This is a genomic window from Comamonas testosteroni, assembly GCF_014076415.1.
In the GTDB taxonomy this organism is placed as follows: Bacteria; Pseudomonadota; Gammaproteobacteria; order Burkholderiales; family Burkholderiaceae_C; genus Comamonas; species Comamonas testosteroni_F.
In genome coordinates, this window is record NZ_CP043568.1 from 5,253,497 (window position 1) to 5,266,273 (window position 12,777).

10 protein-coding genes are annotated in these 12,777 nt (G+C 60.5%); 1 reads left to right on the forward strand and 9 read right to left on the reverse strand.

Features of this window, described 5'->3' with window-relative positions; translation table 11 throughout:
- From F0P97_RS24205 to argB, 9 genes are all read right to left on the reverse strand, one after another.
- Window positions 1-1,197 carry an acetyl-CoA C-acyltransferase gene (locus tag F0P97_RS24205; RefSeq protein ID WP_182284642.1) on the reverse strand — a complete coding sequence of 399 codons (1,197 nt, stop codon included), beginning with the start codon at window positions 1,195-1,197 and terminating at the stop codon, window positions 1-3.
- Between the two features lie 173 nt (window positions 1,198-1,370).
- Window positions 1,371-3,773: a 3-hydroxyacyl-CoA dehydrogenase/enoyl-CoA hydratase family protein gene (locus tag F0P97_RS24210; protein ID WP_182284643.1), complete on the reverse strand. Its 2,403-nt coding sequence runs from the start codon at window positions 3,771-3,773 to the stop codon at window positions 1,371-1,373.
- An 82-nt stretch (window positions 3,774-3,855) separates the two neighbouring features.
- The gene (locus F0P97_RS24215; protein WP_182284644.1) at window positions 3,856-4,299 is read right to left on the reverse strand and encodes a DUF2147 domain-containing protein; all 444 of its coding nucleotides are present in this window, start codon (window positions 4,297-4,299) and stop codon (window positions 3,856-3,858) included.
- An 87-nt stretch (window positions 4,300-4,386) separates the two neighbouring features.
- On the reverse strand, window positions 4,387-6,183 hold the full coding sequence (locus tag F0P97_RS24220; protein WP_182284645.1) for an acyl-CoA dehydrogenase C-terminal domain-containing protein: 1,797 nt from the start codon (window positions 6,181-6,183) through the stop codon (window positions 4,387-4,389).
- Between the two features lie 75 nt (window positions 6,184-6,258).
- Window positions 6,259-7,053, reverse strand: a complete 795-nt coding sequence (locus F0P97_RS24225; RefSeq protein WP_232538045.1) for a TetR/AcrR family transcriptional regulator — start codon at window positions 7,051-7,053, stop codon at window positions 6,259-6,261.
- A 187-nt stretch (window positions 7,054-7,240) separates the two neighbouring features.
- Window positions 7,241-7,936 (reverse strand): nucleoid occlusion factor SlmA, encoded by a 696-nt coding sequence (gene slmA, locus F0P97_RS24230; protein ID WP_034362795.1) that lies wholly within the window; start codon window positions 7,934-7,936, stop codon window positions 7,241-7,243.
- Between the two features lie 176 nt (window positions 7,937-8,112).
- Window positions 8,113-9,612 (reverse strand): sensor histidine kinase, encoded by a 1,500-nt coding sequence (locus F0P97_RS24235; RefSeq protein WP_182284646.1) that lies wholly within the window; start codon window positions 9,610-9,612, stop codon window positions 8,113-8,115.
- A 130-nt stretch (window positions 9,613-9,742) separates the two neighbouring features.
- On the reverse strand, window positions 9,743-10,462 hold the full coding sequence (locus tag F0P97_RS24240; protein ID WP_003068054.1) for a response regulator transcription factor: 720 nt from the start codon (window positions 10,460-10,462) through the stop codon (window positions 9,743-9,745).
- Window positions 10,463-10,619: 157 nt separating this feature from the next.
- The gene (gene argB / locus F0P97_RS24245) at window positions 10,620-11,519 is read right to left on the reverse strand and encodes an acetylglutamate kinase (RefSeq protein WP_003068053.1); all 900 of its coding nucleotides are present in this window, start codon (window positions 11,517-11,519) and stop codon (window positions 10,620-10,622) included.
- A 141-nt stretch (window positions 11,520-11,660) separates the two neighbouring features.
- On the opposite strand from argB, the gene F0P97_RS24250 reads away from it, so the two are divergent.
- Entirely contained in the window at window positions 11,661-12,770 is a 1,110-nt protein-coding gene (locus tag F0P97_RS24250) for an MraY family glycosyltransferase (RefSeq protein WP_182284647.1), read from the forward strand.
- Window positions 12,771-12,777: the final 7 nt, after the last annotated feature.

Here is a 12,777-nt window from a genome sequence, read left to right on the forward strand (position 1 = left end):
TCAGACGCGCTCGAAAATGCCGGCCGCGCCCTGACCCATGCCCACGCACATGGTCACCATGCCGTACTTGAGCTGCTTGCGTTGCAGCGCATGGACCACGGTTGCGGCGCGGATGGCGCCGGTCGCCCCCAGGGGATGGCCCAAGGCAATCGCGCCGCCCATGGGGTTGACCTTGCTCTGGTCCAGGCCCAGGGTGTTGATGACGGCCAGGGACTGTGCTGCAAAGGCCTCGTTGAGTTCGTACCAGTCGATATCGTCCTGCTTGAGACCCGCATAGCGCAACGCGGCGGGAATGGCCTCGATAGGGCCAATGCCCATGATGGCGGGCGGCACGCCCTTGCTGGCATAGCTGACGAAGCGCGCCAGCGGCGTCAGGCCAAAGCGCTTGACGGCATCCCCGCTGGCAATGATCAGCGCGCCCGCACCGTCGCTGGTCTGCGAGCTATTGCCCGCCGTGACCGTGCCGCGCGCTGCAAACACGGTGCGCAGCTTGGCCAGACCTTCGAGGCTGGTATCGGGGCGCGGGCCTTCGTCCAGACTCACGGTGCGCGTGCTGGCCACGGTCTCGCCCGTGGCGATGTTCAGCGTGCGGTCGGTGACTTCGATCGGCGTGATCTCGGCCGCGAAATCGCCGGCCTGCTGCGCCGCAATCGCGCGGCGGTGCGATTCGAGTGCAAACGCATCCTGCGCCTCGCGCGAGACCTTCCACTGCTGGGCCACCTTCTCCGCCGTCAGGCCCATGCCGTAGGCAATGCCCACATCGCCATCGCGCTCGAAGATGCTGGGCGAGAGGCTGGGCGCATTGCCCATCATGGGCACCATGCTCATGCTCTCCACGCCGGCGGCAACCATCACATCGGCTTCACCGACGCGGATGCGGTCCGCCGCCATGGCTACGGCCGACAGGCCGGAGGCACAGAAACGGTTGACGGTGATGCCGCCGATGCTGGTGGGCAGTCCCGCCAGCACGGCACCGATACGCGCCACGTTCAGGCCCTGCTGGGCTTCGGGAATCGCGCAGCCGCAGACGATATCCTCGATCGCCTTGGGGTCCAGGCCAGGCACCTGGGCCAGCGCCGCCTTGAGCGTGGTGGCCAGCAGATCGTCGGGACGGTAGTTGCGGAAAAAACCCTTGTGCGAGCGACCGATGGGCGTGCGCGTGGCAGCAACGATATAGGCGTCTTGTACTTGTTTCATGACCAAATTCCTTGGTTGTCTCTTAGCTCTTTAACCTGTGTGCAAGGCTTCAATTGCTTCGCGGCGCATATCAGCAGCCAGCGAGCAAGGGCCGCCCCGCGGCGTTGCTGGCGCCCCTTCCCGCAAAGCGAGAGAAGGGGGAAGGCGCGCAGCGACTCAGGGGGATGCTCATATCAATTGCGTACCGGTTTGCCAGTGTTGAGCATTCCGAGAATGCGTTCATGGGTCTTGGGGTGGGCAATCAGATGGCAGAAAGCCTTGCGCTCCAGGCTCATCAGATAGGCCTCATCCACCAGCGTGCCGGCATCGACATCGCCGCCGCAGACCACATTGGCGATCAGGCTCGCAATATGCTGGTCGAACTCGCTGATGAAGCCGCCGTCGCGCATATTGACCAGCGAGCCCTTGATCGTGGCCTGGCCGCTGCGGCCCGCCACGGGGAAGCTGCGCTTGTGCGGCGCACGCCAGCCGCCAGCCGCCATGGACTTGGCTTCGTTGATGGCGACAAACAGCACCTCGTCCTTGTGGGCCACGACGATGTCGCTGTCCAGCAGATAGCCGAGCTTGCGCGACTCCAGCGCGCTGGTCCCCACCTTGGCCATGGCTGCGGCCGTGAAGCCTTCGGTCAGGAAGGGCAGCAAATCCTTGCCGGTGCTGGTGGCGGCATTTTCGGCAGCGCGACGGGCGATATAGGTCAGGCCGCCGGCGCCGGGCACCAGGCCCACGCCGACTTCCACCAGGCCGATATAGCTTTCCATATGGGCCACGCGACGCGCCGAGTACACCGCCATCTCGCAGCCGCCGCCCAGCGCCAGCCCGTGAATGGCAGACACCACCGGCACCTGTGCATAACGCAGGCGCAGCATCAGGTTCTGCAGCTCCTGCTCGATGCTCTCGATGGCGTCCGCTCCACCGATCACAAAGGCAGGCATGGTGGCTTCCAGGTCCGCGCCCACGCTGAAGGGTGCATCGCCGGACCAGATGACCATGGCGTCGAAGTCGCTCTCGGCCGTATCCACCGCCTCCATCAGGCCTTCCATGACTTCGGGGCTGATGGCGTGCATCTTGTTCTTGATGCTGGCGATCAAGATCTTGCCGTCCAGCGTCCAGGTGCGCAGCGCCCTGGTTTCGGCAATCGTCGTGCCAGCCGTCTGCCAGTCGGGCAGATCGGTTTCACCCAGCAGTTTCTCGGGGAACAGCTGGCGCTCGTACACCGGCAGCACACGGCGCGGCACGAACCTGTTCTGCGCAGGACTCCACGAGCCATTGCCCGTATGCACGCCGCCGGCCTCGGCCACCGGACCTTCGAAGACCCATTGGGGCAGCGGCGCCTTGCACAGCGCCTTGCCGGCGTCGATGTCCTCTTGCACCATCCTGGCCACCTCCAGCCAGCCGGCTTCCTGCCACAGCTCGAACGGGCCCTGCTTCATGCCGAAGCCCCAGCGCATGGCCTGGTCCACATCGCGTGCGCAATCGGCAATGGATTGCAGGTGCACGGCGGCATAGTGGAAGCTGTTGCGCAGAATGGCCCAGAGGAACTGCCCCTCCTTGCCCTCGGCATTGCGCAGCAGCTTGAGTCGCTCTGCAGCGGGCTTCTTGAGCATGCGGCCGTAGACCTCATCGGCCTTGCCGCCTGCGGGAATGTAGTCCTCGCTGTCGAGCTCGAACTGGAAGATGTCGCGGCCGACCTTCTTGTAGAAGCCCTTCTTGGTCTTCTGGCCCAGGTTGCCCAGCTCGATCAGCTTGGCCAGCACGGGCGGCGTGCCGAAGCTGCCGTAGAAGGGGTCGGTCTCCAGGCTCAGATTGTCCTGCAGGGTCTTGACGACATGGGCCATGGTGTCCAGACCCACCACGTCGGCAGTGCGGAAAGTGCCCGAGGAAGCACGGCCCAGCTTCTTGCCCGTGAGATCGTCCACCACGTCGAAGGACAGGCCGAAGTTCTCGACTTCCTTCATGGTGGACAGCATGCCGGCAATGCCGATGCGGTTGGCGATGAAGTTGGGCGTGTCATGCGCACGCACCACGCCCTTGCCCAGCGTGCTGGTGACAAAGGCTTCAAGCTGATCCAGCACCTCGGCCTGCGTGGTGGGCGTGTTGATCAGCTCCACCAGCTGCATATAGCGCGGCGGGTTGAAGAAGTGGATGCCGCAAAAGCGCGGCTTGATGGCGTCGGGCAAGGCCTCGGACAGCTTGGTGATCGACAGGCCCGAGGTATTGGACGCCAGCAGCGCATGCTTGGCGACGAAGGGCGCGATCTTGTGATACAGGTCCAGCTTCCAGTCCATGCGCTCGGCAATGGCCTCGATCACCAGATCGCAGCCCTTGAGCAGCTTCATATGCTCTTCGTAGTTGGCCGCCTGGATCAGCTCCACATCATCGGCCACGCCGATAGGCGAAGGCTTGAGCTTCTTGAGATTGGCAATGGCACGCTCTGCAATGCCGCTCTTGGAGCCTTCCTTGGCGGGCAGGTCAAACAAAATGACCGGCACCTTGACGTTGACCAGATGGGCGGCGATCTGCGCGCCCATCACGCCCGCGCCCAGCACGGCGACTTTTTTCACATTGAATCGGGACATGAGCTATGTTCCATTAAGGGCCAGCGGCCTTGCCACGGACAAAACACGGGACTGGGGCGCTGGCTGTTTTTTGTCTTGAGATTTACTGAACGCGAATCCAGGTCTGGGTACGCCAGAAAGGACCGATGGAGCCACGCACCTCCAGCTTCTGGCCTTCATTGACGGGCGTCAGACGCACGGTATAGGTCTTGCCGTTTTCGGGATCGAGAATCCTGCCACCTTCCCAGACCTCCTTGCCCTCGACCTTTTTGACGCCGCTGATCAGCGTCATGCCCACCACGGGCTTGTCCTTGAGCTCGTCCTTGCACTCGGTGCACAGCGCATTCGGGTCTGCGCCCTTGCGCAGCAGGGCCTCGACCTTGCCTGTGACCACGCCGCCGGCCTCGGTGATCTTCACCTGCGCCTTGGGCGTGTTTTCCTTTTCATCCATGCTGCGCCAGGTGCCTACGGGCGACATCTGCGCCCAGGCGGCCGACATGCTGCCCGCTACCAGTACAAGAGCTGCTACCGCTTTGATCTTCTTCATTTCCGAGTCCTTTATATTCAAAACAAGGTATGAATAGGCGCATGAAGCTACTCTTTCGATAGCGAAGCAGCATGCGCCTGCGCAGCATCAGGCCAGGGCCGCGTCGCTGTCCATCAGCGACTGGCTGCCGGCGCGCGCGGTGCGCATCAGCGTCGCCGTCTCGGGGAACAGCTTGGCGAAGTAAAAGCGCGCGGTCTGCAGCTTGCCCTGGTAGAAGGGATCTGCATTGCCGGCCGCGATCTCGCGCAGCGCCACCTGGGCCATGCGGGCAAACAGGTAGCCAAAGACCAGATGGCCGGCCACACGCAGATAGTCCACGGCGGCTGCGCCGACTTCGTCGGGGTTCTGCATGCCCTTGAAACCGATCTCGGTGGTGAACTTGGTCATCTGCTCGCCCAGCACGGCAATGGGCGTGATGAACTCGCTCATCTTCTCGTTGACGCCTTCTTCTTCCACCAACTGGGCGATCAGCTTGCCGAACTTCTTGAGCGTCGCGCCCTGGTTGCCCAGGATCTTGCGACCCAGCAGATCCAGCGCCTGGATGCCGTTCGTGCCTTCGTAGATCATGTTGATGCGCGCATCGCGCACAAACTGCTCCATGCCCCATTCCTTGATGAAGCCGTGGCCGCCGAAGACCTGCTGGCTCAGGGTCGTCGCCGCCCAGCCGTTGTCGGTGATGAAGGCCTTGACGATGGGCGTCAGCAGGGCCACCAGCTCGCCGCTGTCCTTGCGCACCTTCTCGTCGGGGTGGTGCAACTCCTTGTCCAGCAGCAGGCCGCAGAAGGTGGACAGCGCGCGGCCGCCTTCGGCATAGGCCTTGGCCGTGAGCAGCATGCGGCGCACATCGGGGTGGACGATGATGGGATCGGCCGGCTTGTCCTTGGCCTTCACGCCCGACAGGCTGCGCATCTGCAGGCGATCCTTGGCATAGGCCAGCGCATTCTGGTAGGCCACCTCGGTCAGTCCCAGCGACTGGTTGCCCACACCCAGACGGGCCGCGTTCATCATCACGAACATGGCCTGCAGACCCTTGTTGGGCTCACCCACCAGGGTGCCGATGGCGCCGTCGATATTGATCTGGGCCGTGGCATTGCCGTGAATGCCCATCTTGTGCTCCAGCGCACCGCAGAAAATCGGGTTGCGCTCGCCCAGCGAACCATCGGCCTGCACCTTGAACTTGGGCACGACGAACAGGCTGATGCCCTTGGAGCCGACGGGCGCATCGGGCAGACGCGCCAGCACCAGGTGCACGATGTTGCTGGTGAAGTCATGCTCGCCGGCCGAGATGAAGATCTTGTTGCCGGTGATCTTGTAGCTGCCGTCCGCCAGCGGCTCGGCCTTGGTGCGCAGCAGGCCCAGGTCGGTGCCGCAATGGGGCTCGGTCAGGCACATGGTGCCGGTCCACTCGCCGCTGGTCAGCTTGCCCAGATAGGTCTTCTTCTGCTCCGGCGTGCCATAGGCATGCAGAGCCTCATAGGCGCCATGCGACAGACCGGGATACATGGTCCAGGCCTGATTGGCGCTGTTGAGCATTTCATAAAGCGCCGAATTGAGCACGAAGGGCAAACCCTGGCCGCCATACTCCGGATCGCAGGACAGTGCCGGCCAGCCACCCTCGATGAACTGCGCATACGCCTGCTTGAAGCCCTTGGGCGTGGTGACCTCGTGGGTCTCCTTGTTCAGCGTGCAGCCCTCTTCGTCGCCGGAGATATTCAAGGGAAACGTGACATTGGCCGCAAACTTTCCCGCCTCCTCGACCACCGCGTTGATGGTGTCGGCATCAACCTCCGCGTACTTGGGAATCTGCTGATAGGTCTCGGTGACCTTGAAGACCTCGTGCATGAGGAATTGCATGTCACGCAGTGGCGGGTTGTAGCTGGGCATTTGTCGTCTCCTGTGATGGTTGCGCGTTGAACGGTTTGCTTTTGGGGTTGGAACTGACGCGGGTTGTGAATGGCGTCAGGCGGCTGGCGGCTCGCTGGCATAGCGCGCCAGAATGTTGTTGAAGCCTGCATGAGCCCGCTCTATCGAGCCCTCGCTGTGCAGAAAGCGCGCCTCGTAATGCAGGGCAAGAATCAGGCCGTGAATTTCAAACAGCAACTGGCTGGCATCGGCATCGGCACGCAGATCGCCGCATTCCTGGCTTTGCACAATGGTGCGGCGCATGGCGGCCAGCCAGGTGCCGACGGACTCGGCCAGCGCATCGCGCACTGGGCCCGTGCGATCGTCGAACTCCACCGCTCCGCTGATATAGATGCAGCCGGAGTCGATCTCTATGGAGGTGCGCTTCATCCAGTTGCCAAACAGCGCGCGCAGACGCGGAATGCCGCGCGGCGCCTCGATGGCGGGGTAGAAGACTTCCTGCTCGAAACGGTCGTGGTACTCGTGCACCACGGAAATCTGCAATTCCTCACGCGAGCCGAAATGGGCAAACACACCTGATTTGCTCATGCCCGTGAGTTCGGCAATCGCGCCAATGGACAGGCCTTCCAGCCCAATATGGGTGGCCAGATTGAGCGCAGCCTCGACAATCGTGGCCTTGGTTTGCTGACCTTTTGCGAGTGATCGGCCCGCAGACTTGGTGGCAACCCCCTCCACGGCCTTACTGGGGCTAACCGCAGCTTGCGCCTCGGCGTGCAGCTTGCGAGACTTTGCGCTGGTCTTCCTGCTCGCAGTCCCCCCGCGACCAGCCGGGTGCGCCACATCCCGACCTGCGGGCGAAGTTGAAGAACGGGAAGCGGAGAACGAGGCCATGAAACTCTCAATAAAACGAACGTTCGTTCTATTTTGCACAATTTCCGGCCGGTTTTGAATCCATCAAGGGTAAATACTTAGCCCTTCCTGCCCTGGTTTCTCGCGGACTTTCTCCCGGCAGCCGACCACAAAAAACGCCGCCAGTCCAAGGACTGCGGCGTTCCTGAAGGATTGTCCGGGAAGAGACTCAGACCACGACCATCATGGCCAGGCTGGCATCCAGGTGTTCGGTGGGCAGGCGGCGGAAGCCCGAGCGGGCATAGCGCTGCAGACGTCCCAGCGCAAACGAAGTCAGCACACTGGCCGCCACCGATGCTTCGGCCGTCGGTGCAGCAGAGCCCATGGCGCCTGCGGCAGGGCGCAGGCATTGACGCAAGGTGGACTCGATACGGTCAAAGAACTGGTTCATGCGGGTCTGCAGACGCTCGTGCTCGAAAACAATGGCGTCGCCGACCATCACGCGCACCATGCCGGGATTCTTTTCGCCGAACTGCAGCAGCAATGCCACCACGCGGTTGGCATTGCGCACGCCCGTGACCGGATCATGCGCAGCGTCGGGCACATCACGGCCCACGATCTGCTGCACCAGCGTGAAGACGGACTGCTCGATGAACTCGATCAGGCCTTCGAACATCTGGGCCTTGCTGGCGAAGTGACGGTACAGAGCCGCCTCGCTCACGCTCAAATGGGCAGCCAGGGCCGCCGTGGTAATGCGGTCCGCGCCCGGCTTTTCCAGCATGGAGGCCAATGCCTGCAGGATTTGCTCGCGGCGTTCACCGGGCTTGGGACGCTTGCGCGCAGGAGCCATGGCGGGAGCGGCAGGACTGTCCTCCGCGGGATTTTCAATATTGGAAACAGGCGACAGGACTTCAGACTCAGACATAGGCGACTCAGTATTTATTAGCAATTTTCTCACAGCCAGTTGCACTGTTAAGCACACGACTATCCTTACCGGCAGGCGTCAGGTGCGTCAAACCAACCTTAATAAACAGCAGGCTTGCGGTCTCCACCCCAACTTTCACCCCCCGCTCTCACCAACACGCAAGCGTAACCGAGAAATTAACCTTTGAGAGCTTCAGATACCTCATGACTGCCTTCTGAAACTGATTGAACCGGAATTTCAAGTCTTACTAATAAGCCTTTACCGAAACTTCCATCTGCAAAACTCAGTACACCTTGATGCAATTGCGTTATTTCATCGGCAATTGCCAGGCCCAGACCGGTGCCTTCTTCAATCACCCCCTGGGCGCGATAGAAACGCTGGGTAATCTGGCTGCGCTCTTCCTCGGGCACGCCGGGCCCGTCATCGTCAACCTCGACAAAAGCCCATTGCTGCACACCTGCCATCTGCAGCAAGCTGGCGTCGTCCGTGCCCACGGGCCGGGAGCGCAGACCGCAGCGCAAGGTGACGCTGCCGCCTCTGGGCGTGTACTTGATGGCGTTTTCCACCAGGTTGGAAACCAGTTCGCGCAGCAACCAGCTATGGCCCCAGACCGATGCTGGCTCGACCTCGAGGCCAAAGTCCAGATGCTTGATCGAGGCACGATCGATAAAGGTCTCGAGCATGCTCTCGCAGAGTTCCTTGAGGTCCACCTCCTGCAGTGGCTGCACCTCGGCATTGCGCGCATCGGCACGCGACAGGGCCAGTAGCTGACGCGCCAGCTGGGAGGTGCGCCGGGTTGCATCGCGCAGTTGCTCGATCTGCTCCACCGTGAGCACGACCTGCGCCTGCTCACCCGTACGCTTGGCCAGGCGCCTGGCCTCCTGCCCGCTCAGGGCCCAGGCCTCCACCTGGGTCTGCAGGGCCGCCAGCGGCGTGCGCAGTTGATGGGCCGCATCGGCGACGAAACGGCGCTGGCCTTCGGCCTGGGCATTGACCAGGGAGAACAGGCGATTGAGCGAGCGCACCAGCGGGCGGACCTCGGCTGGCGAGGTCTGCTCGTCGATCGGGCTCAGATCGCGCGGCGAGCGGCGCTCCACCGCCTGAGTCAGCTTGTGCAGCGGCTTGAAGGCCCGGCTCACCGACCAGTAAATGGCCACGGCCGCGCCCGCAATCAGCAGCAGATTGGGCAGCAGCACATGCATCAGCAACTGGCGCACCCATTGCTGGCGCACATCGCTGCTGTCGGCCAGCATGACGACCATCTCGCCGGCGCCATAGGTTTCGGCCTTGAGCACGGCAACGCGATAGGTCACACCGTCGTGCTCCTGGCTATGGAATTCCGCCGTGCCGGTCGCCGGCACATCGAAGTTGATCCAGGTATCGCCTGCCACCACATTGCCTTGCAGATCGCCCACGGCATAGCCTGCTTCATCGCCCTGATTGCGCAGAAAGTCTTCGACGCTTGGCGTCAGCGACACCAGCGGCGGCGTACCGTCCGCAATCGAGGGCGCAAGCACCGAATCGGCCAGGGCCGGCAGCAAGCGCAACAAGCGCTGGTCATGCTGGGTGGAGGCCTCATCCGCAGCGCTGTAGCTGAACCAGCCACCCATGGCCGCCAACAGCATCAGCGGCACCAAAAGCAGAACCAGCAGCCGAAAACGCAGATTGGCAGTCATTAATGTTTATTGAATGAGAACTCGGAGTATTCAATTTTTATAGCTTCAAGCGCTCTATTAATAACCAATTCAGATATATAAATAACCAAACTCCATATCAATCAAGCGCTGACAGCTATCAAATAGAGAATCAAACGGATTCAGGCATCAACTCCAGCCGATAACCGAAACCGCGAATGGAGCGCAGGGCCACGCCATGCGGCTCCAGTTTGCTGCGCAGGCGGGACACATAAACTTCCACGGCATTTGGCGTAATTTCACGGTCCCAACCGGTCAGGGCCTGAAGCAGCTTTTCCTTGCTGGCGGGCTTGGGGGCATTGAGCAGCAGATACTCCAGCACCGTCCATTCACGTGGCCCCAGATCGATGGGCAGCAGTTTGCCTTCGGTTTCGCCTTCCTGCGGCAGCTGGCGTGCGCCGGCGCGGCGGCCCGCCGTATCCAGTTCGATACAGCCAAAGTTCAGGACAGCCGAAGTCGCCGCCTGGGAACGACGCATCAGCGCACGCAGGCGCGCCAGCAACTCGGGCAGCTCGAAAGGCTTGACCATATAGTCGTCAGCGCCCCAGTCCAGGCCTTGCACCCGGTCCTGCAGCGCATCCCGCGCCGTGAGGATCAACACCGGCATGGCCTTGCTTTCCACATCGCTGCTGCGCAGACGACGCGTCAGCTCCAGGCCGTTGATGCCCGGCAGGCCGATATCGATCACCGCCACATCGAACGCTTCCTGGGCCAGCACTTCCAGCGCACGCTCGGCACTGCCCACCCAGTCCACCGCATAACCGGCATCGGAAAGACCCAGCTTGATACCGCTGGCCACCATCACATCATCTTCCACCAGAAGCAAACGCATAAAGTCCTACCTCGCTCAAAAACAAAAGCCGCCCAAAGGCGGCTTGCGGCGGAGTCTTGAGCGCGACTCCACCCGGGAAAGCCCTGCGGCGATGTTAACGCCATATGTGAAAAGTCACTCGAGAAGAGCAACCACATGTCAGGGCCAGACAGGCTCATCAATGGCTGCGAATCATCGTGCCATACGCTTGGTCCGTCAAAATTTCCAGCAGCATGGAATGCGGCACGCGTCCATCGATGATGTGCACCGCATTCACCCCCGCCTTGGCAGCATCCAGAGCACCCGAAATCTTGGGCAGCATGCCGCCGGAAATCGTACCGTCGGCAAACAGCGCATCAATCTCGCGCGCCGTCAGATCCGTCAGCAGATTGCCGGCCTTGTCCAGAACGCCCGGAGTGTTGGTTAAAAGCACCAGCTTTTCAGCTTGCAACACTGTTGCGAGTTTGCTTGCAACCACGTCGGCGTTGATGTTGTAACTTTCGTTCTCCTCACCAAAACCGATAGGGCTGATCACCGGAATGAAAGCATCGTCCTGCAGTGCCTTCACCACACTGGGGTCGATGGCAACGATGTCGCCCACCTGACCCACATCGTGCTCGATGCTCGGATCCTTGTTGTCCAGCATCTTGAGCTTCTTGGCACGAATCAAGCCACCATCTCGCCCCGTCAGGCCCACGGCCTTGCCGCCGGCCTGATGGATCAGACCCACGATGTCCTGCTGCACCTCGCCGGCCAGCACCCACTCCACCACTTCCATGGTCTCTTCATCCGTGACACGCATGCCCTGAATGAATTCACCCTTCTTGCCAAGACGACCCAGCGCCGCTTCAATCTGAGGCCCACCACCATGAACCACCACAGGGTTAATACCCACCAGCTTGAGCAACACCACATCTTCCGCAAAGTCGGCCTGCAAGGCAGGATCGGTCATGGCGTTACCGCCATACTTGATGACCATGGTCTTGCCATGGAACTTGCGGATGTAGGGCAGTGCTTGCGCGAGGATTTCGGCTTTGTCGCGGGGGGCGATCTGGGTGGTGGGGTCAATGGTGGTCATAGATCAAGGCTCTGTCCCATGGGACAATGTTCAAGTCAGATGGGCTGCATTGTGCCGCAAATGCTCTTGGAGACGAGCAAGATGCCAACTTCCCCGAGTCAGCCTCCCACGATATAAAACAATTCCACGTCCACTCACTCCATGAATTCGATTATTTTCTCTGTTCAAGAGTTATTCAGGTACGACGCGTTCCTTGCAGGTCTGGCCTCGTTTATTACCTGCGTGTTGCTGGTTACCACCAAGAAATGGCATGGCAGTCTATCCATGGATACAACAGACGGCTTGCAAAAATTTCATACCAACCCCACACCTCGAATTGGCGGTATTGCGATTGCCATTGGGGTATTCGTAGGCTATGCAGTATCCAGCCACGGTATCGCTGCAGCAGAAAAACGCGCTATTCTCAGTGCCATACTGCTTGCAGGCATACCAGCCTTTGTTTTCGGCCTCATGGAAGACATTACAAAAAAAGTCTCCGTCAAGGTGCGCCTTCTCGCCACCATGGCTTCCGGTGTGCTGGGCTGGGGTATTACAGGCACATCACTGACACATGTGGATATCTGGGGGATAGATTGGCTTTTGAGCTTTACACTTATCTCAGTCATATTCACCGCCTTTGCCGTCGGCGGTGTTGCCAACGCCATCAATATCATCGATGGCTTCAATGGCCTAACCGCAGGTACAGCCATTATTATGCTTGCTGCCTTTGGATTTATCGCACGCCAAGTGGGAGATATCCCACTGGCCTTCACCTGCCTCATTATTGCAGGTGCAGTCATGGGATTTTTTTTAGTGAATTGGCCGGCAGGAAAAATCTTTCTGGGTGATGGCGGCGCCTATTTTCTGGGTTTCATGCTGGCATGGATATCAGTTCTCCTACCCGAGCGCAACACCTCTGTTTCACCCTGGACCAGTCTGTTGATCTGCTCCTACCCCATTATTGAGGTCGGATTCAGTTTTGTCAGAAAGACGATTCGAGAAGGCTACCACCCCAGCCAGCCCGATGGCGTGCATCTTCATATGCTGGCCAACAAACGCTGGGCCAAGAAAGCATTCTCCAGCTTTTCCAAACCTATCCAGAATGGCTTGACTTCACCCTTCCTCTGGATGTATGCGGCCGTACCCTGCCTGATGGCGGTATTAACCTACCAAAACAAATGGCTGACGGCCAGTTGCTTTTTCATTAGCGTTATTTGCTATCTGGCGTTCTACAGCAAGCTGGCCTATTTCCGCTGGATTCGAAAAAAATAAAATAATT